At 74.4% G+C, this 23,285-nt stretch carries 21 protein-coding genes and 1 pseudogene; 3 read left to right on the top strand and 19 right to left on the bottom strand.

Annotated elements, in window-relative coordinates; translation table 11 throughout:
• Positions 1-9: 9 nt before the first annotated feature.
• The 7 genes from AC1DQC_RS09165 to AC1DQC_RS09135 all read right to left on the bottom strand — a co-directional run bounded on the left by AC1DQC_RS09165 (position 10) and on the right by AC1DQC_RS09135 (position 7,433).
• On the bottom strand, positions 10-672 hold the full coding sequence (locus tag AC1DQC_RS09165; protein WP_477050923.1) for a ThuA domain-containing protein: 663 nt from the start codon (positions 670-672) through the stop codon (positions 10-12).
• Complete coding sequence (locus AC1DQC_RS09160) at positions 672-1,310, bottom strand: hypothetical protein (protein WP_477050922.1); 639 nt, start codon at positions 1,308-1,310, stop codon at positions 672-674. The genes AC1DQC_RS09165 and AC1DQC_RS09160 overlap by 1 nt, the downstream gene beginning before the upstream one ends.
• On the bottom strand, positions 1,307-2,197 hold the full coding sequence (locus AC1DQC_RS09155) for a carbohydrate ABC transporter permease (RefSeq protein WP_477050921.1): 891 nt from the start codon (positions 2,195-2,197) through the stop codon (positions 1,307-1,309). Before AC1DQC_RS09155 ends, AC1DQC_RS09160 begins: the two co-directional genes overlap by 4 nt.
• Positions 2,197-3,129, bottom strand: coding sequence for a carbohydrate ABC transporter permease (locus tag AC1DQC_RS09150; protein ID WP_477050920.1), 933 nt, complete (start codon positions 3,127-3,129; stop codon positions 2,197-2,199). The genes AC1DQC_RS09155 and AC1DQC_RS09150 overlap by 1 nt, the downstream gene beginning before the upstream one ends.
• 57 nt (positions 3,130-3,186) lie before the next feature.
• Positions 3,187-4,479 (bottom strand): ABC transporter substrate-binding protein, encoded by a 1,293-nt coding sequence (locus tag AC1DQC_RS09145; protein ID WP_477050919.1) that lies wholly within the window; start codon positions 4,477-4,479, stop codon positions 3,187-3,189.
• Positions 4,480-4,554: 75 nt separating this feature from the next.
• Entirely contained in the window at positions 4,555-6,414 is a 1,860-nt protein-coding gene (locus AC1DQC_RS09140) for a DUF2264 domain-containing protein (RefSeq protein ID WP_477050918.1), read from the bottom strand.
• A complete protein-coding gene (locus tag AC1DQC_RS09135; protein WP_477050917.1) occupies positions 6,411-7,433 on the bottom strand; it encodes a hydroxyacid dehydrogenase in 1,023 nt (340 codons plus the stop codon). Before AC1DQC_RS09135 ends, AC1DQC_RS09140 begins: the two co-directional genes overlap by 4 nt.
• A gap of 159 nt (positions 7,434-7,592) precedes the next feature.
• On the opposite strand from AC1DQC_RS09135, the gene AC1DQC_RS09130 reads away from it, so the two are divergent.
• Both AC1DQC_RS09130 and AC1DQC_RS09125 read left to right on the top strand, forming a co-directional pair.
• On the top strand, positions 7,593-9,377 hold the full coding sequence (locus AC1DQC_RS09130) for a heparinase II/III domain-containing protein (protein WP_477050916.1): 1,785 nt from the start codon (positions 7,593-7,595) through the stop codon (positions 9,375-9,377).
• On the top strand, positions 9,374-10,435 hold the full coding sequence (locus AC1DQC_RS09125) for a LacI family DNA-binding transcriptional regulator (protein WP_477050915.1): 1,062 nt from the start codon (positions 9,374-9,376) through the stop codon (positions 10,433-10,435). The genes AC1DQC_RS09130 and AC1DQC_RS09125 overlap by 4 nt, the downstream gene beginning before the upstream one ends.
• A gap of 27 nt (positions 10,436-10,462) precedes the next feature.
• Here the strand turns inward: AC1DQC_RS09125 and AC1DQC_RS09120 are convergent, their stop codons facing one another.
• The 5 genes from AC1DQC_RS09120 to AC1DQC_RS09100 form a co-directional block, all read right to left on the bottom strand.
• Positions 10,463-12,757 (bottom strand): sodium-translocating pyrophosphatase, encoded by a 2,295-nt coding sequence (locus AC1DQC_RS09120; RefSeq protein WP_477050914.1) that lies wholly within the window; start codon positions 12,755-12,757, stop codon positions 10,463-10,465.
• 254 nt (positions 12,758-13,011) lie between these two features.
• Entirely contained in the window at positions 13,012-13,350 is a 339-nt protein-coding gene (locus AC1DQC_RS09115; RefSeq protein ID WP_477050913.1) for an STAS domain-containing protein, read from the bottom strand.
• Between the two features lie 73 nt (positions 13,351-13,423).
• Positions 13,424-14,287, bottom strand: a complete 864-nt coding sequence (locus AC1DQC_RS09110; RefSeq protein WP_477050912.1) for a 5-oxoprolinase subunit C family protein — start codon at positions 14,285-14,287, stop codon at positions 13,424-13,426.
• Complete coding sequence (locus AC1DQC_RS09105; RefSeq protein WP_477050911.1) at positions 14,284-14,925, bottom strand: 5-oxoprolinase subunit B family protein; 642 nt, start codon at positions 14,923-14,925, stop codon at positions 14,284-14,286. Before AC1DQC_RS09105 ends, AC1DQC_RS09110 begins: the two co-directional genes overlap by 4 nt.
• Positions 14,926-14,966: 41 nt before the next feature.
• Positions 14,967-15,737: a LamB/YcsF family protein gene (locus AC1DQC_RS09100; RefSeq protein ID WP_477050910.1), complete on the bottom strand. Its 771-nt coding sequence runs from the start codon at positions 15,735-15,737 to the stop codon at positions 14,967-14,969.
• A 56-nt stretch (positions 15,738-15,793) separates the two neighbouring features.
• On the opposite strand from AC1DQC_RS09100, the gene AC1DQC_RS09095 reads away from it, so the two are divergent.
• Complete coding sequence (locus tag AC1DQC_RS09095) at positions 15,794-18,445, top strand: DEAD/DEAH box helicase (RefSeq protein WP_477050909.1); 2,652 nt, start codon at positions 15,794-15,796, stop codon at positions 18,443-18,445.
• A gap of 63 nt (positions 18,446-18,508) precedes the next feature.
• On the opposite strand, the pseudogene AC1DQC_RS09090 reads toward AC1DQC_RS09095, so the two are convergent.
• The 7 genes and pseudogenes from AC1DQC_RS09090 to ssd form a co-directional block, all read right to left on the bottom strand.
• Positions 18,509-18,973: pseudogene (locus AC1DQC_RS09090) on the bottom strand (Rv3654c family TadE-like protein); the annotation flags it as partial.
• A 76-nt stretch (positions 18,974-19,049) separates the two neighbouring features.
• A complete protein-coding gene (locus tag AC1DQC_RS09085) occupies positions 19,050-19,394 on the bottom strand; it encodes a TadE family type IV pilus minor pilin (protein ID WP_477050908.1) in 345 nt (114 codons plus the stop codon).
• Positions 19,391-19,702, bottom strand: coding sequence for a DUF4244 domain-containing protein (locus AC1DQC_RS09080; RefSeq protein ID WP_477050907.1), 312 nt, complete (start codon positions 19,700-19,702; stop codon positions 19,391-19,393). The genes AC1DQC_RS09085 and AC1DQC_RS09080 overlap by 4 nt, the downstream gene beginning before the upstream one ends.
• A gap of 161 nt (positions 19,703-19,863) precedes the next feature.
• Entirely contained in the window at positions 19,864-20,430 is a 567-nt protein-coding gene (locus tag AC1DQC_RS09075) for a type II secretion system F family protein (protein ID WP_477050906.1), read from the bottom strand.
• Positions 20,431-20,488: 58 nt separating this feature from the next.
• Entirely contained in the window at positions 20,489-21,208 is a 720-nt protein-coding gene (locus AC1DQC_RS09070; protein ID WP_477050905.1) for a type II secretion system F family protein, read from the bottom strand.
• Positions 21,205-22,386, bottom strand: a complete 1,182-nt coding sequence (locus AC1DQC_RS09065) for a TadA family conjugal transfer-associated ATPase (RefSeq protein WP_477050904.1) — start codon at positions 22,384-22,386, stop codon at positions 21,205-21,207. The genes AC1DQC_RS09070 and AC1DQC_RS09065 overlap by 4 nt, the downstream gene beginning before the upstream one ends.
• Positions 22,383-23,144 carry a septum site-determining protein Ssd gene (ssd, locus tag AC1DQC_RS09060; protein ID WP_477050903.1) on the bottom strand — a complete coding sequence of 254 codons (762 nt, stop codon included), beginning with the start codon at positions 23,142-23,144 and terminating at the stop codon, positions 22,383-22,385. The genes AC1DQC_RS09065 and ssd overlap by 4 nt, the downstream gene beginning before the upstream one ends.
• Positions 23,145-23,285 lie beyond the last annotated feature (141 nt).

Here is a 23,285-nt window from a genome sequence, read left to right as displayed (position 1 = left end):
ACCCGGCGGTCAGCGTTCCAGCAGCCAGCGGACCTCGCGGCGGAACAGCTCGACGCGCGACGGGGAGTCGTAGGACCGGACGTCGTGCCCGAGTGCGTCGTAGACCACGCGAGCCGGACCGGGCGCGACCCAGACCACCGGGTGCGCGGCCCCGTCGTGCGACGCCACGACGAGCACCTCGACGCCGGGCGCGACGTCGAGGTCGAGGTACTGCTCGTCGTCGGCCTGAATCGGGCCGAGCCCGGAGGTGATGGGGTGGTCCGGTGCGACGACCGGGAACGCGGCGGGGCCGTGCTCCGGGTGCCACGACGTCCCCTCGACCCACCGGCCGCCCAGCACGGAGGTCCAGGTGGGCGAGTCGGCGAAGGTGTTCGCGGCCTGGTGCAGCCCGAGCAACGGGACCCCGGCACCGACGAGGGCGGCGAGCCGGGCGTGGAACGGCGCCCAGTCGTCGTCGGTGCCGTCGAACGCGGGGTCGGGCCGGCCGCGGCCGGAGGCCACGATCACCAGGTCGGGGTCGATGTCGGACAGCGCGCCCGGCATCGTGCCGCGGATCGTGGTGTCGATGCCGTCGTCGGCGAGCAACGAGGCGAGGCGGTGCGAGATCGCCGCGGCGTCGTGCCACGGGTCCTCGTACCGGCCGTGGCCCGCGAGCACGAGGGCGTGGGGCATCAGTCCTCCTGGGGGTGCAGGGCGTAGCGCGCGTTCGACCACACCACATAGAGCAGCGGCGCGCACGCCACGAGCACCCCGATCCCGGGCTTGACCAGGAGCACGCCGACGAGCACGGCCAGGACGAGGGTGTTGAGCGCGGACAGGTACCAGCGCCGCAGCGCCACGACGGCGGCCGCGCTCAGCGTCGCGCCGAGCGGGACCTCGCGGGGCGCGACGAAGGCGTAGGGCAGCACGGCCACGACGAGGACCGCCAGCACGACGAACATCGGCAGCAACGGCCGCGCGAACGCCACCTCGCCGGACACCGCCCCGACCACGTCGACGGCGAGCATCCCGAGCGCGGCAGCGCCGATCGCCCACAGGGCCAGGCCGCGCCGGAAGCCCCGCCGGTACGCGGTCAGGAACGCCCGCGCCGGCCGGTCGTCGGCCGCGAAAGCCCCGAAGGCGCCGAGCAGCGCGGGCCCGCACACGCAGGACAGCACCGCGAAGAACGGCACCGCGTCCAGCGGGTCGTCCGCCAGGCCGAGCGCCAGCAGCAGGGGCGACGCCGCCACCGCGAGCAGCAGGTTGACGACGAGCGCCGTCCACACGCCCCGGAAGCCGCGCTCGTAGGTGCCGGCGGTGAGCGTCGTCATCCCTTCAGCCCGCTCGTCGCGATGCCCCGGATGAAGTACTTCTGCCCGAGCAGGAAGATCACCAGGATCGGGACGACGGAGATCACCGAGCCGGTCATGATCATGGCGTAGTCGCCGTCGAACAGGCCGACGAACGACTTGAGCCCCAGCTGCACGGTCCACAGGTCGTTGCTGGTGAGGTAGATGAACGGCCCCATGTAGTCGTTCCACGTGGCGACGAACGTGAGCAGGGCGAGCGACGCGAGCGCCGGCTTGGACAGCGGCAGGATGATCCGTCGGTAGATGCCGTACTCGGACAGGCCGTCGATGCGGGCGGCCTCGCAGAGCTCGTCGGGGATGGTCAGGTAGTACTGCCGCAGCAGGAACACCCCGAACGCGCCGAACGCCTGCAGCAGGATCAGCGACCAGAACGTGTTGACCAGGCCGGCCTTCTGCAGCATCACGTACTGCGGGACCATGTACGCCTGCCACGGCACGGCGATGGTCGCGATGTACGCGACGAACAGCGCGTCCCGCCCCCGCCAACGCACCTTCGAGAACCCGTAGGCCGCGAAGCTGCCGGTGAGCACCTGCAGGAACGTGATGGTCAGCGAGAGGAACAGCGAGTTGCGCAGGTAGGTGGTCATCGGGATCCGCGACCAGATGTCCACGTAGTTGTGCCACTGGAATTCGCGGGGGACCCACTGGGTGGGGACCGTGAACACCTCGTTGTTGTTCTTCAGCGACGAGGAGACCATCCAGACGAACGGCACGAGCACGCCCAGCGCGATGACGGTGATCAGCACGTACATCACCGCGGTGCGCACGGGGTGCCGTTCCGGCCCGGGGGGCACCACCGGGGGACCGTCCAGCGAGACGGTGGCGGTGGGGGCTTCGATGACGCTCATCAGCGGTCCTTCCGCTCGCCGAGCCGGAACTGCAGCACGGTCACCAGCAGCACGATGACGAACAGCACCAGGGAGATGGCCGACGCGTACCCGAAGTCGCCTTGCGCGATGCCCTCGCGGTAGATCAGCTGCGAGAGCACGAGGGTGGCGCGGCCCGGGCCGCCGTCGGTCATGACGACGATGAGGTCGAAGACCTTGAACGAGCCGACGGTCAGCAGGATCAGCACCAGGAACGTCGTCGGGCGCAGGGTGGGCAGCGTGATGTGCCAGAACCGCTGCCACGCGTTGGCGCCGTCCACGCGGGCGGCCTCGTAGTACTCGACCGGGATGGTCTGCAGGCCGGCCAGGAACAGGATCATGTAGTAGCCCATGTCCCGCCAGACGCTGGTGATGATCACCGCCGGCATCGCCCAGTCGGAGCTCGAGGTCCAGCCAGGCGGGCTGCTCACGCCGAGCGTCGTGAGGAGCTGGTTGATCGGCCCCATCGTCGGGTTGAACAGCATGTTCCAGACGACGGCCACGGCCACCATCGACGTGACGTACGGGAAGAACGCGGCGGTCCGGAAGAACCGCACGCCGCGCAGCTTGCGGTTGAGCACCAGTGCCAGGCCGAGCGAGCACAGCAGCGTCAGCGGCACATGGCCCAGGCCGTAGTAGAGCGTGTTGCGCAGCGCGATCCAGAACGTGTCGCTGCCGAACATCTTCTGGAAGTTGTCCAGCCCCACCCACTCCGCGGGGTTGTACGAGTCCCACTCCATGAAGGCGAGCCCGAAGGCCGCGACCACGGGGACCAGCGTGAGCAGGGCGAACCCGAGGAAGTTCGGCAGGATGAAGCTGATGCCGATGAGCGTGTTCCGGCGCGACTGCTTCCCGGTGGTCCGGGCGCTCGACGGCGCTGTGGGCGCTGTCGGCGGCGCTGCGGTGATGGCCATGGTTCTCCTTCGCCTGGCCGCGCGGGCCGGCATCGAGCCGGCCCGCGCGAGAGGCTCCTAGTCGAGGACGTCCTGCTTGACCCGGCTCTCCATCTCGGCGATGCCGTCGTCGATCGACTTCTCGCCGACCATGATCAGGTCGTGCTCCTCGTTGAGGATCGTGTCGACGTCGGCCGTGATGTCCGACGGCGCGATCTCCAGGTGGACGTCGTCCGGCGCGAACGCCTGCTTGGACAGGTCGTCGGTGGGCATGCCGTCGAGGGCGAAGTACGCGGCGGTGACGTCGTCGCTCTGCAGGGCCGGCACGACGCCGATGGCGGCGATGGCCTTGGCGCCCTCGAGCGAGGCGGCGAACGCGAGGAACTTCTTGGCGGCGTCCTTGTGCTTCGAGGCCTTGTTCACGGCGAACGCCGTGGGACCGCCGAAGGTCGTGGTGCCGTCGGCGCCGTCCACCTGCGGCATGGGCGCGATGCCCCAGTCGACCGTGGACTTGCCGTCCTTCTTGGCCTGCAGGATCCCGGAGATGTACCAGGTGCCCATCGGCATCATCGCGGTGGCCTGCGTCTCGAACATCGTCCGGTAGCTGACCTGCTGCGTCTTGGCGGTGGCGTAGTCCAGCGCGTAGCCGTCCTTCTGCAGCCCGACGTTGAGCTCGTACTGGTCCTTCATGAACCCGTAGTCGCCGCTGAGCAGGTCGGCACCGTCGTTCTGCGCCTGCGCCGCGGCCTGCGTGACCGAGCGCCAGATGTGGTTGTACGTGCCGTAGACCTTCTGGCCCGCGGCGTCGGTGCCCGTGAGCTTCTTCGCCAGGTCGGCGTACTCGTCCCACGTCACGTGGTCCGGGTAGTCGACGCCGGCCGCGTCGAACAGCGCCTTGTTGTAGTACAGGACCCAGAAGTCGGCGCGGTACGGGACCGCGAAGTACTTGCCGTCCTGGTCGTAGCCGTCGGTGCCGGCCAGCTTGCCGTCCGGGTAGTCGGTGACCAGGTCGGTGACGTCCTCGAGCTGGCCGCGCCCGGCGTAGCGGGAGTAGTCGGTGAGCGTCTTCATGGTGATGACGTCGGTGGTGTCCCCACCGGCGAGCATCGTGGTGACCTTCTCCGGGTAGTCGTCCGCGAGGATGTCGACCGGCTTGATCGTGATGTCGGGGTAGGCCTTCTCGAACGCGTCGAAGAGGGCCTGGAACTCGGGGGTCTGGTCCATGCTCCAGACGGCGACCGACAGGTCCACCGGTCCGGATGCGGTCGACTCGTCGTCCGACGAGCCGCCCCCGCTGCTGCTGCCGCACGCGGCGAGCGTCAGCGAGAGAGCCGCGGCGGCGCCGATGGCGGCCAGGGCCTTCCTGTTCATGGTGCTCTCCTCTCGGTCACGGCCTCGTCCTCGGGGCCGTGCGAACTGGTCACGCCGGGCGTCGTCGCCCGCGTGTCACTGCTGGTCGGGCAGGGCGTGCGATGTGAACCGGCCGTTGGGCCAGGTCACGGTCAGCTGCGCGGCGGTGACGGCAGCGGTCGGAGGGGTGCCGGGGTGCTCGGCCAGGCCGACGACGGTGACCCACCAGTCGCCGGGAACCGCGGGGATCGACGCCCACGGCGTCGCGGTCGACGGACCCAGCGGGCTCGCGTCCTTGTCGATCCGGACCTCCGTCGACGGGATCAGCAGCGACGTCAGCCGTCCGCTCCGCACCCCGTCGGGGACCACCTCGTGCTCGCCGGCCACGGGCCAGCTGGCGGTCCGCAGGGTGAGGCCCTCGGCGGCGTCGTCCACGCGCACCGCCCGCACCTCCCAGGCGCCCCGCACGACGGACACGGTGGTCAGGGTGCCGACGACCTCGGACGTGCCGGCCAGGCCGGAACCGTGCGTGTGCAGCGAACGGTCGATGTCGACCAGGTGCGCGGTCGACCGGGATGACGCGACGCCGACCTCGTCGGCGACCTCGCAGGTCAGCAGGGTCATGCCGGACCGGTGGGTGGCGCGTCCGGCGGGGTCGACCAGGACGACGGCCTGGTCGAACGGCTCCTCCCAGGCCTGCTCGTCGAGCAGCGGGGACGTCGCCGTCGAGTACCCGAGCCGCGCGTAGAGCGGGGAGTCGGCGCCCAGCGACCCCTCGTCGGCGTGGTCCGTGCCGTGGTTGATGACGCGCACGATGCCGTCGTCGTGGGTCCCGCTGACGATCCAGCCGGGGGCTCGCACGGCGACCAGGTCGTCGGCCACCTCGACCGGCAGCGGCTCCTCGTCGGCGGTCCAGACGGGGTGGTCGGCGGGCAGCGCGAGGCCGAGCATGCCCTTCGACGCCCAGTACGGAGAGCCGGTGCCGGAGTAGCTCTGCGCGAGCGGGCGCCAGGGGCCGTGCCACCCGAGGGTGAGCAGGCCATCCGCGTCGGGGGCGTCGTGCTGCACGAAGTGCGTGACGATGCTCGACGCGGCTCGCCGCAGCTGCCCGGGCGACGTGCTCGGCACCCCGGCGATCGCGCCCGCCCAGTACGGCGCCGCGGCGGCGAACCGGTACGTCAGGCTGCGGCCCTGGATCAGGGGGCTGCCGTCGGCGCCGACGAGTCGGATCGCGTCCTGCAGGTAGCGGTCGAGGCGCGCGACGTCACGGGCCTGCCGCTCGGCCGGGACGGCGGCCCCCTGCATGCGCGCCCACAGCACCGGGTACAGGTGCATGGCCCAGCCGACGTAGTGGTCGAAGCTGCGCTGGTCGCCGTCGGAGAACCAGCCGTCGGCGCGCGCGAAGGACTCGTGCAGCGCGAGGTCCTCCTCCAGGTCGGCGGCCGACCACGGGCCGCCGACGGACCGCAGGAACGTCTCGACGACCACGCGGAACCACAGCCAGTTGTTGCGCGGGTACGTGCGGTCGCCGACGACCTCCGCGAGGTAGTGGACGACCCGCTCCTGCACGCCGCCGTCGAGCGAGTTCCAGAGCCACGGCCGCGTCAGGTCGAGGATCAGCGCCAGCGACGCGGCCTCGACCTTGGCCTGCCCGTGCTCCCGCGGGCGCACCCACCGCCCGGGCGACGACGGGTCGGTGCCCGCGGCCAGGCCGGCGGCGTACCACTCGGCCAGGTTCAGCGGGTCGGCACCGCGCTCCCCCGCCAGCCGGAAGCCGGCCAGCAGGAACGTCCGGGCGAACCCCTCGAGGCCGTCGACCGCGGTGCCGTAGCCGCCGGGCGCGCCGGGCAGGGTGATCAGCGCGTGGTCCGCGGACGCGTACGGCCGCACCGCCAGCAGCATGTCGTCGGCGAGGCCCGCCCACTGCTCGCGGGTGCGGATCTCGCGCGCGCTCACGCGCCCACCACGAGGTGCTCGCGGGTCACCGGGGCGAGCACGGGCTCGCCGGCGATCACGCGCTCGAGCTCGTCCAGCGTGTGGTCGCTCATCCGGCGCGCCTCAGAGCCCAGCGAGCCCGCGATGTGCGGGGTGAGCATGACGTTGGGCAGGTCGTAGAGGACCGACGACGCCGGCAGCGGTTCCGGGTCGGTGACGTCGAGGATCGCGTAGAGCCGGCCCGGCGCCACCTCGCGCTCGAGCGCCGCGGTGTCGACGAGCACGCCGCGCGCGGTGTTGATGAGCGTCGCGCCGTCGGGCATGAGCGCGAGCTCCTCGGCGCCGACCAGGTGCCGGGTCTCCGGGAGCGCCGGGGCGTGCAGGCTGACGATGTCGCTGCGGCGCAGCAGCTCCGGCAGGTCCACCAGCCGCGCGCCGGTGCCCGCCAGGTCCGCCGCCGTGATGGTCGGGTCGGCCACCAGCACGTCGGCGGTCTCCAGCAGGTCGAGCAGCTCGACCGTCCGGCGCCCGATGCGCGACCAGCCGACGATGCCGACCGTGCGGCCGCGGTTGCTGAGGTCCCCGCGCTCGTCGGCGAACGACCACCCGTCCCGGCGGGTCCGCGCCGACGCCGCGAAGAACGGCGCGCGCTTGCCGGCCAGGATGATCGCCGCCAGCGTGAACTCGGCGACGGGCCGCGCGTTCTCGTCCGCGGCAGAGGTCACCACGATGCCCCGGTCCCAGGCCTCGTCGGGCACCAGGCCGCGCACCGTGCCCGCGGCGTGCAGGACGGCCCGGAGGCGGGGCGCCGCCGCGAGGTGCTCGGACGTGATCGACGGCGCACCCCACGACGTGATGAGCACGTCGGCGCCGGCAAGCTGCGCCCGGGCCTCGGGCCCGTCGAGGTCGTCGAGACGCACGGGCTCCCCCAGCACGGCCAGCTGCCGCAAGCGCTCGATCTGCGACGCCTGGAACTGCAGCTCGAACGTGCCCTGGTTCATGAGCAGCAGGACGTGGGGCGGATTGCCGGGGTGCGTCACGCGTCGCCCTTCCTCGTCGAAGTCGCGTCAGCGGGCATGTCGTCTTTGATCACTTCGACCCGCAGGGCCCGAGTTAAACGCACACGTTCGATCCTCGTCAAGCGCTTTCCGAACAAGTTATGATCATTTTCGATCACCGCCGATCCGAGACGAGGACGCATGCCGACATCCCTTCGCGATGCCCTGGGGACGCTCCCGGTCACGGCGTCGCTCCCGACGTTCGACTGGGCCGCCGTCGACGACCGCGGCATCCTCGCCCGGGCGACAGCCGAGCGCGGCACCCCGTGGCCCCAGCCGCTCGCGAGCCAGTACGCGCGCTACCGCCGCGACGGCGACCGGGTCGAGTACGAGGACCGGGTGTTCGCGCGCGAGGACCGGCTGACCCGCGCGGTGGTCGCCGCCCTGGTCGTCGACGACCCGGCGTGGGTCGACGAGGTGGCCGACGGCGTCATCCTCCTGTGCGAGCAGAGCTCGTGGTGCTGGCCGGCGCACGGTGATCCCGGCACGACCCTTCCCCTGGTGACCGAGCCCGTGCTCGACCTGGGCGCGGGCGAGGTCGCCGCGCGGCTCGCGTGGATCGACCACCTGCTCGGCGACCGGCTCGACACGCAGATGCCCGGCGTGCGGCGCAGGATCCGGCACGAGGTGCGCACGCGCGTGCTCGACCCGTTCGTCGCGCGCGACGACTGGGGCTGGCTGGTGCCGCCCCTGAGCAACTGGACCGCGTGGATCCACGGCAACGTGCTGGCGGCCGCGCTCGTGCTGCTCGAGGACCCGGACCGTTCCGCCGTGGTCGCACGCGTGGTCGACGGCCTCGACGACTACCTGGCCTCGCTGCCCGCGGACGGCGCGATCGACGAGGGCTACGGCTACTGGTGGCAGGGCGCGTGCCGCGCGCTCGAGGCCCTCACCCTGCTCGAGCACGTGACCGGCCTCGACGCGTCCACGCTGCCCATCGTCCGCGCCACCGTCGACTACCCGCACCGCATGCACCTGGGCGGCCCGTGGTACCTGGGCGTCGGCGACGGGACCGCGCGGCCGACGCCCGACCAGCCGTGGCACGTCTCGCACGCCTGGGGGCTGCGCACGGGCTCGACCGCGGCGACGGCGCACGCCGCCTCCGAGCACGCCCGGTCGGAGCTCCCCGAGCGCGGCGGCATCGGGCGCGTGGTCCAGGCGCTGACCTACGACGCGTGGCCGTCCGCGACGCCGCCGTCCCCGCTCCCGGAGCAGGTGTGGCTGGCGAGCACCCAGGTCGGACTGCTGCGCGAGACCGCCGGCAGCCCGACCGGCCTGACTGTCGCGCTCAAGGGCGGCCACAACGCCGAGTCGCACAACCACAACGACGTCGGCTCCGTCGTCGTCGCCGTCGACGGCGTCCCGGTCGTCGTCGACCCCGGCCGCCCCACCTACACCGCGCAGACCTTCGGGCCCGACCGCTACGACATCTGGGCCATGCAGAGCAGCTGGCACTCCGTCCCGGAGGTCCGCGGCACCCCGCAGCGCGACGGAGCCGCGTACCGCGCGGAGCACGCGCGGGCCGACGACGCTCGGCTGCAGCTCGACCTCACCGCGGCCTACCCGACGGACGACCTGACCCGCTGGACCCGGACGGTCACCCTGGACCGCGCACGGTCCCGCGTGGTGATCGAGGACGACTGGGCGGCCACGCCGGGCGGCACCGGGACGGTGGTGCACTGGATGCTCGCGGGCGACGTCCGACTGGACGGCCCGGGACACGCCGTGATCCACCCGCTCGACAACGCGCGCCCGACCCACCTGACCTGGGACCCTGCGAACGTGACCGCGTCCACGACCGTCCGCCCGCTGGACGACCCGATGCTCGCCGACGTGTGGGGCGACCGCCTCACGCGGCTCGAGCTGAGCGTCGACGACGCGTCCGGCCGCGGCTCGCTCGTCGTCACCGTGGAGGTGGGCCCGTGACCTCGCTGCCCGTGGCCCGTCGCGACCAGCTGCTCGAGGTCCTGCGCCGCGACGGGACGATCCGCGTGACCGACGTGGCGTCCGCGCTGGGGGTCACGCCGGTGACGGTGCGACGCGACATCAACCAGCTGGCCACCGAGGGCCTGGTGCGCCGGGTGCACGGCGGCGCGACGCTGCTGGCGAGCACCGACGAGGAGGTCGACACCCCCGACGTCGCGACGCTCGGCATGATCGTCCCGTCGCTCGACTACTACTGGCCCGGCGTCCTGCAGGGTGCCCGCGAGGCCGCGGCCCGGCTCGGCGTGCGGGTGGTGCTGCGCGGGTCGTCGTACGAGGTCGAGGACGACGAACGGCAGGTCACGGGGCTGGTGGAGACCGTCGGCGTGGACGGCCTGCTCATCGCGCCGAACCTGTCCGGCCCGGGTGGCGACGCCCTGCTCACGCGGCTCGACGCCCTCGACCTGCCCGTCGTCCTGGTCGAGCGGACGGCGACCGTGCCGCCCTACCACGCGCCCATGGAGTCGGTGGTCTCGGACCACGCGCTCGGCGCCAGCATCGCCGTGCACCACCTCGGCGCACTCGGCCACCGACGGGTCGGTCTCGCGTACTCGAAGCTCAGCCCCACGGCACCCAAGGTGCGCGCGGGGTGGCTCACCGCGTGCGAGGAGCTCGGGATCACGGGGACGCTCGACCTGCCGACCGTGAACTACCGCGACCCGGACTGGCGCGCCGAGGTCGACCGCATCCTCGACGCGTGCCTCTCCTCCGGCACGACCGCGCTGCTCGTGCACTCCGACCCCGAGGCGATCTCGCTGGTCGAGCGGTGCGAGGAGCGCGGCATCTCGGTGCCGGGGCAGCTGTCGGTCGTCGCCTACGACGACGAGGTCGCGGGCCTGGCCAACCCGCCCCTGACCGCCGTGCGGCCGCCGCGCCGGTCCATCGGACGCGCGGCCGTCGAGCTGCTGGTGGGCCGCCTGGCCGACCCGACGCGGGCCACCCATCGTGTGACGGTGACGCCCGAGCTCATGGTGAGAGAGTCGACCGCCCCGCCGGCCTGAGCCGACGGGGCGGTCGCGCCCGGACCGTCAGTGCGCGAGCGCCTTCTCGGCCTCGCGCGTCAGGTCGTCCTTGTCGGCCCGCGAGGCCCGCAGGCGGGACATCACGACCGCGCCGCCCGCGACGAGCGCCGCGACCACGGCGATGCTGATGCGAGCCGTCGTGTTGGCGTCGGTCCCCACCGAGACGGCGACCACGGCCGGCGCGATGAGCAGCGACACCAGGTTCATCACCTTGAGCAGCGGGTTGATGGCCGGGCCGGCGGTGTCCTTGAACGGGTCACCCACGGTGTCGCCGATGACCGCCGCCGCGTGGGCGTCGGACCCCTTGCCACCGAAGTTGCCGTCCTCGACGATCTTCTTCGCGTTGTCCCAGGCACCGCCCGAGTTGGCCAGGAAGACCGCCATGAGCACGCCGGTCGCGATGGCCCCGCCGAGGAACCCAGCGAGCGGGCCGACCCCGAGGCCGAACCCGACGGCGATCGGCGCGAACGCCGCGAGCAGCCCGGGCGTCGCCAGCTCCCGCAGGGAGTCACGCGTGCAGATGTCGACGACCTTGCCGTACTCCGGGCGCTCCTCGTAGGTCATGATCCCGGGGTGCTCGCGGAACTGGCGACGGACCTCGAAGACGATGGCCCCCGCCGCGCGGGTCACGGCGTCGATGGCCAGGCCCGAGAACAGGAACACGGTCGCACCGCCGAGGATGACCCCGACCAGGGTGACCGGGCTGATGATGCTGTAGTTGAGCATCGAGGCAGTGATGTCGCCCGTGACGTCCCCTGCGGTGCGCAGGGCGCTCGACACCGCCTCGGCGTACGACCCGAAGAGCGCGGTCGCGGCGAGGACCGCCGTCGCGATGGCGATGCCCTTGGTGACGGCCTTCGTCGTGTTGCCGACGGCGTCCAGGTCCGTGAGGATCTGCGCGCCCTCCGGGCTGACGTCCCCGGACATCTCCGCGATGCCCTGGGCGTTGTCGCTCACCGGCCCGAACGTGTCCATGGCGACGATGACGCCGACCGTGGTCAGCAGGCCGCAGCCCGCCAGCGCGATGAGGAACAAGGACAGCGCCACCGAGCCGCCGGCCAGCAGGAACACGCCGCAGATGGCCGCGGCGATGATGCCCGCGGTGTAGACGGCGGACTCGAAGCCGACCCCGATGCCCGAGAGGACCACCGTGGCCGCGCCGGTGAGCGTGGTGCGCGCGACGTGGAGCGTCGGCTTGCTCGTCGTGCCCGTGAAGTAGCCCGTGACCCACAGGATGATCCCGGCCAGGACGACGCCGATGGCCACCGCGACCGAGGCGATGAGGCGCGGGTCGCCAGCGTGCGTCTCCAGGCCGGCGGTGCCGTCCGTGAAGTCCGCGAACGTCGACGGCAGGTAGACGAACGCGGCGACGGCCGAGAGGAGCACGCCGACCAGCGCGGAGACGTAGAAGCCGCGGTTGATGGCCGCGAGGCCGCTCTCCGCGCCGCGCACCCGGGTGATGAAGACGCCGAGCACCGCGACCAGCGCACCCATCGCCGTGACGATCAGCGGGAAGACGAGACCCTGCTCGCCGAACGCCGCCTTGCCCAGGATGAGCGCCGCGACCAGCGTCACCGCGTAGGACTCGAACAGGTCCGCGGCCATGCCGGCGCAGTCGCCCACGTTGTCGCCGACGTTGTCCGCGATGGTGGCCGCGTTGCGCGGGTCGTCCTCGGGGATGTGCTTCTCGACCTTGCCCACGAGGTCGGCGCCCACGTCGGCGGCCTTGGTGAAGATGCCGCCGCCGACCCGCATGAACATGGCGAGCAGCGCGGCCCCGAAGCCGAAGCCCTCGAGCACCGACGGCGCCTGCGCCTTGTAGATGAGGACGACGGACGCGGCGCCGAGCAGGCCGAGGCCCACGACGCTCATGCCGACGAACCCGCCGGTCCGGAACGCGATGCGCGCACCCTCTGCACGCCCACCCTCCTGCGACGCGGCGGCAGCCACCCGGACGTTGGCCCGCGTGGCCAACCACATGCCCAGGTACCCGATCGCCGCGGAGAACCCGGCACCGATCAGGAAGAAGATCGACCGGCCCACCTTGACGCCGCCGTCGCCCGGCAGCAGGAAGAGCAGGGCGCAGACGACGACCGCGAAGAGGGCCAGGGTGCGGAACTGGCGGCTCAGGTACGCCGCCGCCCCTTCCTGGACCGCGCGCGCGATCTCGCGCATGGACTCGGTCCCCTCACCGGCCGCGAGCACCTGACGGCGCAGGACGACGGCGATGAGCAGGGACGCGACCGCAACGGCCGCGATGACACTGACGATCGTGATGCTCGTTGACCCGAGCTCGACCATGCATCCTCCTCGGACTCAGCGAGGCCCCCCTGACCACGCCCGTCCCGCAGCCCCGTTGCTGCGCGACCCGGTGAGTCTAGCCAGCAGATGTGACGTGGATCGCACCACGACGCGTCGATCGTGTTGCCCGTGCAGTGCGGGCGTCCGAGGGTCACCCGTCTGCTCGGGTCGCCGTCTCCGGACGCTCGACGGCTGGTCGATCCGCATCGCGTCGTCGACCACCGCCGACGGCGAGCCGGCGCTCGTCTACGGCCTCACGCGTCGAGCGCGGCCTCGACCGTCTCGTGCACGGTGAACACCTGCAGGAGCGCGGTGATGCGGAACACCTTGAGCAACCGCTCGGAGTCGATCACCAGCTGCAGCTGACCTCCGGCCAGCCGGACCTTCTTCAGGGTGCCGACGAGCACGCCGAGGCCGGTCGAGTCCATGAACGTGACGGCGCGCAGGTCGATGACGAGGTCGGTGCGGTCGCGATCGAGGAGGCTCGCGAGCTGGTCGCGCAGGGCGTCGGCAGAGGACACGTCGATCTCGCCCTCGACGTCCACGACCGTCCGGGGACCGACGTCCCGGCTGGTCACACGCACATCCACCACGGTGTCCTCCCTCTCGGGCCATTCATAACAGAGTGGGCGGCCTGCGACGAAGACGAGTTACCCCGGCAACCGGTCAGCCGCGCACGAACCGCACGGGGTCCCCGGGGCGCAGCTGCCCCAGCAGCCCGAGCGCGCGCCGGCGCACCACCGCAGCCACCGGGTATCCGCCGGTCACGGGGTGGTCGACGGAGAACACGACCGGCTGCCCGTCGGGCGGCACCTGCACGGCGCCGACGACGAGGCCCTCCGACGGCAGCTCGCGTCCCGCGCGCTCGGGCGTCCGCGGGACGACCGGCCCGGACAGGCGCACGGCGACCCGGTTGGTCGCCGGCGTCACTCGGAACTCGTGGGCCACCAGCCGGTCGACCGCGTCGTCGAACCAGTCCGCGTGCGGCCCCGGCACCACGGGCAGCGCGAACCGGTCGGGCCACTCGTGCACGGGGGCGACGTCGACCACGGGCCACCGCTCGGGCGCCGGACCGACCGGGAGGACGTCGCCCGCGGCCAGGGGATCGGGACCCAGGCCCGCCAGCTGGTCCGTGCTGCGCGACCCGAGGACGCTCGGCACGTCGAGCCCCCCACGCACCGCGAGGTAGGTGCGCACGCCGAGGGTGACCGTGCCGAGCCTCAGCTCCGAACCCGCCGGCAGCTCGAGCACGGCCTCGTGCCCCACCGGTCGGCCGTCGCGCCACGCCGGGCCGCGGGCGCCCGTGAGCGCCACCGTCAGATCCCCCCGAGCACGCAGGCGCAGGCCGCCGAGCAGGACCTCCAGGCCGGCGGCGCCCTCGTCGTTGGCGACGAGCCGGTTGGCCAGACGCAGGGCGCCCGCGTCGGCCGCGCCCGAGCGCCCCACGCCGACGTGCGCCCAGCCGGGCCGCCCGAGGTCCTGCACGAGCGTGAGGAGGCCGGGTTCGACGACCTCGATCGCGGCGGTCATCGAGCCACGAACCGCACGCGAGTACCGGGCTGCAGCAGGGCCGGCGGGTCACGGTCCACGTCGAACAGCGCGACGTCGCACCGGCCGAGCAACCGCCACCCACCCGGGGTCGCCGCGGGATAGACCGCGCTGAACTCGTCGGCGATCGCCACCGAACCCGCCGGCACGCGCTCCCGCGGGCTGTCCAGCCGAGGGACGCGCAGCGTCGCGTCGAGACCGGTCAGGTACGCGAAACCCGGCATGAAGCCGCCGAACGCGACCGTGTAGCGCGCTGCGATGTGCCGGCGGACGACCTCGTCCTGGCTCAGCCCCGTCAGCCGCGCGACGTCGTCGAGGTCGGGACCGTCGTAGTCGACGTCGAGGACCACCTCGGGTCCGCCGTCCACCTCCGGCGTCACGGACCGGTCCGCCCACCAGCGCGCGACCGGGAGCGCTCCGGCGTCCGCGCCGTCCCGCACCCGGAGCAGGAGCGTGCGCGCCGCGGGCACCTGGTCGACGATCGTGGCGGCGTCGGGGTCCGTGCGGCGCGCGGCCCGGACCGCGTCGTCGAGCGCCCGGACCTCGGCCAGCCCGGGCAGCTCGACCAGCACGGCGTCGTCCCCGTAGGGCAGCACCCGCAGGTCGCGCGCGTCGGTCATGCGCCGATCCTGCCCGACCTACGGCACCGGGTGGGTGGCTGTCAGCCCGTCGTGGTGACGAACGCCGCGACCCGCACCCCGGCCGCGTCGAGGGCCGCCCGCACCGCAGCCGCGAGCGCCGCGGCGCCCGGGGTGTCGGAGTGCACGCACACCGACTCGGCGAACACCCGCACGTCGGTGCCGTCCACGGCGCGCACCACGCCCTCGAGCGCGATCCGCACCACCCGCGCGGCGACCTCGTCGGCCGACGTCACGAGCGCCCCCGGCTCGGAGCGCGGCACCAGGGTGCCGTCGGGGCGGTACCCGCGGTCGGCGAACGCCTCGGTGACCGCCCGGAGGCCCTTCGCCGTCGCCGCGTCGAGCACCGCGGAGCCGGGCAGCCCGACCACGGGAAGGTCGTCGATCGCGTCCACGACCGCTCGCGCCTGCGCCTCGTGGTGGACCACCGCGTTGTACAGGGCGCCGTGCGGCTTCACGTAGGCGACCCGGGTCCCCTCGCCGAGCGCGATCGCCCGCAGCGCCGCGACCTGGTGGCTCACCTGCTCCCGGAGCACGTCGGCGGGCACGTCGAGGAACCGGCGGCCGAAGTGCTCGCGGTCGAGGTAGGACACGTGCGCACCGACGGCGACGCCGCGCGCAGCCGCCGCCCGGCAGACCGCCGCCATGATCCGCGCGTCGCCCGCGTGGAACCCGCAGGCCACGTTGGCGCTGGTCACGACGTCGAGCAGCTGCGCGTCGAGGCCGCGCTCGCCCGGCGCCCAGGGGTCGAGCTCCTCGCCGAGGTCGCAGTTGAGGTCGATCCGCGCAGCCATGCCCTGATCCTCCCCCGAGCGACGTGCCCGTGGGTGCGGGGAGGGATGATGGGCGGGTGGTCGGAACCGGTGAGCTGCTCGACGTGCTGCTCGCCGCCGGACGGCGCGCGGACCGGGCGACCCATGTGCGGCACCTCCCTTCGCGGCCCGGCGCTCACGCCGACTGGCCCACCTGGGCCGACGCGGACCTGGTGCAGGGCTACCGGTCGCTCGGCGTCGAGCGCCCCTGGCTGCACCAGGTCGAGGCCGCCGATGCCGCCTGGTCCGGCCGGCACACCGTCCTGGCCACCTCGACCGGGTCCGGCAAGTCGCTGGCGTTCTGGTTGCCGGCCCTGTCGACCACCCGGGCCGCGGCCGCGGGTGCGCTCCTCGATCCGGGCCGCATCGAGACCGTCAGCCGACGCGCGAGCACGCTGTACCTGTGCCCGACGAAGGCGCTCGCTGCCGACCAGCTGGCCGCCCTCGAGCGGCTCCTCGTCGCCGGCCGCGCACGCGACGTGCGGGTGGCCACCTGCGACGGCGACACCTCGCTCGACGAGCGCCGCTGGGTCCAGGAGCACGCCGACGTCGTGCTCACCAACCCCGACTTCCTGCACTTCGCCCTGCTCCCGCAGCACCGGCGCTGGGCGCGGCTGCTCGGATCCTTGCGGTACGTCGTGGTCGACGAGTGCCACGCCTTCCGCGGCGTCTTCGGTGCGCACGTGGGGCTCGTCCTGCGGCGCCTGCGCCGGCTCGCCGCGTCCTACGGCGCGACGCCGACGTTCGTCATGGCCTCCGCCACCACCTCCGACCCCGCCGCGAGCGCCGCGCGGCTGATCGGCGTCGACCCGTCCGAGGTCACCGCGGTGACCGCCGACACCTCCCCCGCGGGCCGCAAGACCTTCGTCCTCTGGCAGCCGCCGGAGCTGCCCGGCGCCGAGGCGCCCTGGTCGTCGCTGCTGCCCGCCGACGACCCCTGGGCCACGCCGCTCGCCCTGCCCGCGCACGTGACCCGCAGCCTCGACGACCGCAGCCCGCCCGCCCCAGACGACGTCTGGGCCGTGCCCGGGCCTGACAGGTTCGCCGTGCGCGAGGCGGACTCGGGGTCGACGCCTGACCGCCCCACCTCGACGTCGCCGGAGCCCGTCGTGCTCGCCGACCTGCTCGCCACCGCCTTCTCCACCTCGGAGGGGTCCGGCCCGCTCGGCACGGGCGACCGCGTCGTCGCCGAGCCCTCCGACCGGCCCCGCCGCACGGCGACCGCCGAGATCGCCGACCTCCTCGCCGACCTGACCGCCGCCGGCGCTCGGTCGCTCGCGTTCACGCGGTCCCGCCGCGGCGCCGAGTCCGTCGCGGCCACCACCCGCGCGCACCTGGAGGAGATCGACCCGACCCTGGCGCGGTCCGTGTCGGCGTACCGGGGCGGGTACCTCCCCGAGGAGCGCCGCGCGCTCGAGGCCGCGATCCGGTCGGGTTCGCTGCGTGCGCTCGCGACCACGAACGCCCTCGAACTGGGCGTCGACATCTCGGGCCTCGACGCGGTGCTCATCGCCGGCTGGCCCGGCACGCGGGTCTCGCTCTGGCAGCAGGCCGGACGGGCCGGGCGCGCCGGCACAGACGGGCTCGTGGTCCTGGTCGCCCGCGAGGACCCGCTCGACACGTTCCTGGTGCACCACGCCGAGGCCATCTTCGACACCCCCGTCGAGGCGACGGTCTTCGACACCACCAACCCCTACGTGCTGGCGCCGCACCTGTGCGCCGCCGCGGCCGAGCAGCCGTTGCGTTCCGACGAGCTCGACCTGTTCGGTCCGCGTACCGCCGAGCTGCTGGGCGAGCTGGTCGAGCGCGGCACCCTCCGGCGGCGCCCGTCGGGCTGGTACTGGACGCACAACGAGTCGGCCAGCCGCCTCACCGACCTGCGCGGGTCCGGCGGCGACCCCGTGCGCGTGGTCGAGTCCGTCACGGGCCGGCTGCTCGGCACCGTCGACGCCAGGTCGGCGGACTCGACCGTCCACGACGGTGCCGTCTACGTGCACCAGGGGGCGACCTTCGTCGTCGACGAGCTGCGGCTCGAGGACGGCGTCGCGCTGGTCACCCGTCGGGACGTCGACTACGGCACGTGGGCACGCTGGGTCACGACGACGGAGATCCAGTCGATCGACGCCGAGGTCCCGTGGGGGCCGGTGACCTGGGGCTTCGGCTCCGTCGACGTCACGACGAAGGTCCTCGGCTACCAGCGCAAACGCATCCCCGACCTGCAGGTGCTGGGTAGCGAGGAGCTCGACCTGCCCGCTCGCACGCTGCGCACGACGGCCGTCTGGTGGACCGCGCCGGCCGAGGTGCTCCTGGCGGCGGGTGTGACCGTCGAGGCCGCGCCGGGCGCGCTCCACGCCGCGGAGCACGCGTCGATCGGCCTCCTCCCGCTGCTGGCCACGTGCGACCGCTGGGACCTCGGCGGCCTGTCGACCGCGCTCCACGTCGACACCGAGCAGGCCACCGTGTTCGTGCACGACGCCTACCCCGGCGGGGCGGGCTTCGCGGAACGCGGGTTCACGCTCGGGGCCACCTGGTTGCAAGCCACGCGCGACGCGATCGCCGCCTGCCGCTGCTTCTCCGGATGCCCCGCGTGCGTCCAGTCGCCGAAGTGCGGCAACGCCAACAACCCGCTCGAGAAGGCGGCGGCCATCCGCCTGCTCGATGCCGTCCTGGCCCACGCACCTCGCCCCTGACCCCCGCGCCGGGCGCACCCGGCGCGACCGGCGCCGACCCCGGGCGCCAGACGGCCCGGCACGCGCCACGGCCGTGGCGTCTCCGGCCGCCGCGTGAACCACGACCCGCACCCGCATGACGGCCGCCCCCTCGTCCACGCACTCGGTCAGGCGGCCGCCGTTGCGACGGACCACCTCGGCCGCCAGAGCGCAGGGATCCGCGCCCGTCCCGGCGAGCGCCTGGCCAGCCCCCGCGAGCGCTGCGAGGTCGGCCGCCGTCTGCGCGCGGCCGCGCGCGAGCTGAGCGGATCCGAGCAGCCCGAGCAGGGCCGCGACCATCCCGCACACCGCCACCAGCGCGAGCAGGAGCACCGTTCCGGAGCCGCGGTCTGGCGCATCGTCCCGGAACGGGAGGGTCCAGCCCCGATGACCGGCGGCGGGTTCGCGCGGACCCCGTCCCGCCCTCACGGACGACCCTTGCCATCCGCCGACGCGCGAGCGCGCAGCATGTCCGCCCTCACGGTTCGACCCTGGCGACCGCCGACGCATGGGCGCGCACCAGGTCCGTCCTCACGGTTCAACCTGGCGACCGCGGACGCATGGGCGGCGCGCACCATGCCCGCCCTCACGGTTCGACCCTGGCGACCGCCGCCGCGTGGGCGCGCACCGGCGAACCCCGCCACGACCCGACGGCCGCGGACACGTCCACCGTCACCCACCCACCCGCGCGGCTCACGGCCACGGCGGCGCCCTCACCACCCACCCGGCGGGCCGTCTCGACCACCGTCGCGTCCGGCTCCCCGAGAGCCGCGGCGCGGGCCCCGGCGCGGGCGGCGTCGCTGCACCGCGTCTGCGCGATCGCCGCCGAGGCGACCGTGAGCAGCGCGACCAGCAGCAGAGCCACGGCCGGCAGACCGACGGCGAGCTCCGCGGTGACGCTCCCGCGATCTCCGCGCCGGCGAGCCGTCACAGCGACAGCGCCTGCCGGATGATCCCCGTCAGCAACCCCTTCACCTCGTTCCCCTTGAGGATCACCACGAGCAGCCCCGCGAAGCCCACCGCGGCCAGGGTGGCGATGGCGTACTCGGCGGTCGCCATCCCGGCGTCCGCCAGCGCCTGGCGCGCGTGCCGCCCGCGGGCGAGCCGCGCGACCATCCGCTGCGGCAGGACCGCCCGCCGGCGTGCCGTCCGGAGGGCCGGGGCGGCCGCCTCGTCGGATCCGGAAGCCCTGGGCGCCTCGTCGTCGTGCGGGTCGGGCCGGTACGTCTCGACACTCATGACCTCTCCTCTCGTCGGGCGCCGCGAAGGTCCGGCGCCGCACCAGCGTCGGCCGCGCGACCGGGCGCCCGGAGGGTCGGGCGCCCGATCCGTGGACACCGCGTCCGTCGGGCGGGCTGTGGGCGGCTCGGTGACCGGCGCCGCCCGCGAACCACCGCCGCTCACCCGAACAGGTCGCCCGCGAGGCTGAGCACCATCGGGACCAGCCCCAGGAGCACGAACGCGGGCAGGAAGCAGAGCCCGAGCGGGAGGACGAGATGCACGCCGAGCGTGCCGGCGGCGGTGCGGGCCCGAGCACGCCGGTCCCGGCGCAGCTGCTCGGCCCGGGCCCGCAACGCCGGTCCCGGCGCCGACCCGGTGGTCCAGCTCGGCTCGAGCACGCGGACGACCTCGGCCAGCGGCGCGGCGGCGCCAGCCCACGCCGACTGCCACGGTGCGCCGAGCAGGAGCGCGGTGCCGCCCCGGGCCAGCGAATCCCCTTGCTCGCCCCCGATCGCGGCGCCGACCGCCGACAGCGCCCGAGGCACCGACGCGCCCGTGGCGATCGCGACGTCGACCAGATCGAGGAGCAGCACGGCATCCACCGGCGTCACCGCGGCCGCGCGGGGGCGGTGGATCAGGCGCGGGACCGCTCGCTGGTCCGCTGCCGGAGACGCCATCCACCACCACGGCGTGGTCGCCGCGCCGATCAGCAAAGCCACCACCGAGCCGAGCAGGACGGGCGTCACGGGCGAGCGGCCCGGCGCAGCAGCGCGCCGGCCCACCACCGGCGGAGCAGGACGGGCGTCACGGGCGGGCGGCCCGGCGCAGGAGCGCGCCGGTCCACCACCGGCCGAGCAGGAGCAGGGCGGCGCCGAGGGCAGCCGCCATCGTTCCGAGCCCACCCGACAGGACGACGCCGACCGGGTCGGCGCCGAGCAGCCCACCGAGCAGCAGCCCGAGCAGCGGCAGCCAGGCGAGCACCCGCGCGGTCGCCCGGGGTCCGGCGAGAGCGGCGCGACGCTCGCCCTCGGCCTCCTCGTCGGCCGCCACGGCCGACGCGATCCGGTCGAGCACGCCCGACAGCGGTGCCCCGAGCTCGTCGGACAGCCGGGCTGCCGCCACGACAGCCCGCGCGCGTTGACGGTCCCCGGCACGGGCTCGTCGGGGCCCACGACGCGACGAGCCCGCGAACCCACCCCACGAGCGGAGCCTGGTGGCCGAGCCGGACCCGGAGGTCGCTGCGAGAAGCGCCTCCTCGGTCGGCACCGCCCCGGTCGCCTGCGCCCCGATCGTCCGGCCCCATGCGTCGGCCGGACCGACCCCGGCCCGCAGCTGGGCGGACGTCGCGAGCAGGACCGCCGCGAGGTCCGTACCACCCGGGTGTCGCGGGCCCGGCCTCGCGGGATGTCGACCGGCCAGCCCCTCGGTCTGTCCACCCGCGGCCATCGCCCGGGCCGACCGACCGCGGGGCCCGCCGAGGAGGCACACCGTGAGCGCCACCAGCAGGCCGACCAGAGGGCTCATCCCGCACCACCGTCCGGGGCAGGAAGCCCGAGCCGCGGCGCCAGCCCCGCCCACGCCGGTCCGGTCGAGACGACGCCTGCCGGGTCGCAGCGGAGCGCGCAGGCCACCTGAAGGGCTCCGGTCGGGTCACGCCGCACGACGCCGACCTCGGCCAGGTACCGCCGACCCCGGGGCGCGGCCGCACGGCGGAGGTGCAGCACCGCGTCGAAGGCGCTCGACGCCTGCGCGGCGACCGCGTCCCGCGACATCCCCGCGAGGGCCGCGAGCGCCTCGAGCCGCGCGGGCACGTCCGCGGCAGCGTTGGCGTGCACCGTCGCGCAGCCGCCGTCGTGCCCGGTGTTCATGGCCGCCAGCACCTCCCGCACCTCGGCCCCGCGGCACTCGCCGAGCACGATCCGGTCGGGGCGCATGCGCAGCGCGTGCCGGACCAGGTCGGCGAGGTCGACGCGGCCGGCGCCGTCCACGTTCGCCTGCCGGGCGACCAGCCGGACCACGTGCGGGTGCGCGGGCGCCAGCTCACCGGCCTCCTCGACCAGGACGATCCGCTCGTCAGGCGGCACGGTCGACAGCAGCGCCGCGAGCAGGGTGGTCTTGCCGGAGCCGGTCGCGCCGGAGATCAGGAGGTTCGCGCGCGTCGCGATGAGTGCCCGGACGACCGGCACGAGGGCGGGCGCCAGCGTGCCGGACGACACCAGCTGGTCCAGCGTGAACGCGCGCGCCCGCACGACGCGCAGGCTGATGAGGGCACCGGCATCGGCGACGGGCGGGAGCACGGCGTGCAGCCGCGTCCCGTCGGGCAGCCGGGCATCMACGGCCGGCGAGGCGTCGTCGAGGCGCTGACCGCCCGCCGCCGCGAGGCGCACCGCGAGCGCGCGCACGTCGTCGGCGCCCCCGAGGTCCAGGCCGGTGAGTACGAGCCGCCCCGCCCGCTCGACCCACACCTCGCGCGGCCCGTTGACCAGCACGTCCGTCACCGCAGGGTCGTCGAGGAGCGCCTGCAGCCGGCCGGCCCCGAACAGCTCGTCGCGGACCGCCCGGGTCACCGACCCCAGCGCGGCGGACCCGAGCACCGCGCCGACGTCCCGCGCGGTGGCCTCGACGGCCGCTCCGACGGCCCCGGCGTCGCGCCCGACGCGTGCCCGGACGGCGTCGAGGAAGTCGGGCGTCACCGACGTCATCGTCCGAGCTCGCTCTCGAGCGCTCCCACGAGCCTGCCCGCGGCTCGGGCGAGACGGCCTCGACCGGGCGGCCCGCCGCGMTCGAGCGCCGCGGCGAGGCCCCGCTCGGCCGGCAGCGTCCCGAGGACCGGGAGCCGGACCGCAGCGGACAGCTCCGCGGCACCGAGGCCGCCGGGCGCGGGTCCGCGCACCACCAGCCACGTGGGCACGGCGTCGAGCCGGGGCCGCACCGCGAGGATGCCCGCGACCGTGCGCAGGTCCCGCGGCGCCACGACGAGCACGGCGTCACACACGGCGGCGACCGACTCCCCCGCCAGGGTGGCGGCGCGGTCCAGGTCCAGCACGAGCGCTCCGGTCTCGAGCGTCAGCGCGTGCAGCACGTCGGCGACGACCGCCGGCTCCGGCGCTCCGGGCCGCTCACGGTCGGCGCTGAGCACCGCGCACGGTCCCCACCGCGGCAGGAGCGCGAGCACGTCGGCGCCGCGGACGTCGCCGCGCGCGTCCACCAGGTCAGGCCAGCGCACACCGTCCGCCGACTCGAGCCCGAGCACGACGTCGATCCCGCCCGACGCCCGGTCGAGGTCGACCAGGACCGTCGCGGTCCGCTGCGCGAGCCGCCGTGCGACGGCCGCGGCGAGCGTCGAGGCGCCGGCACCCCCGCGCCCGCCGACGACACCCACGACGAGCGCCCGCCGCGCCGACGAGCCGACMGACGGCCGGGCGGGGAGGTCGACACGGTTCCCGGCGAGGGGGGTCATCGGGGCACCTTCCGTCCTGCCCGACCCGACCGTCGGCGCACGGGAACACTGCCCGGCCCGGGGGCGTCGCCACGCACGGCCAGGCGAACCGGTGGACGGCGCCGGAGGCCTCGTGGGCTGTGGACGGCTCGATCGCCGCAG

It is taken from the genome of Cellulomonas sp. P4_H12 (genome assembly GCF_056400905.1).
Note: the sequence above shows the minus strand (reverse complement) of the source record. Positions and strands in the feature narration are given on the sequence as shown.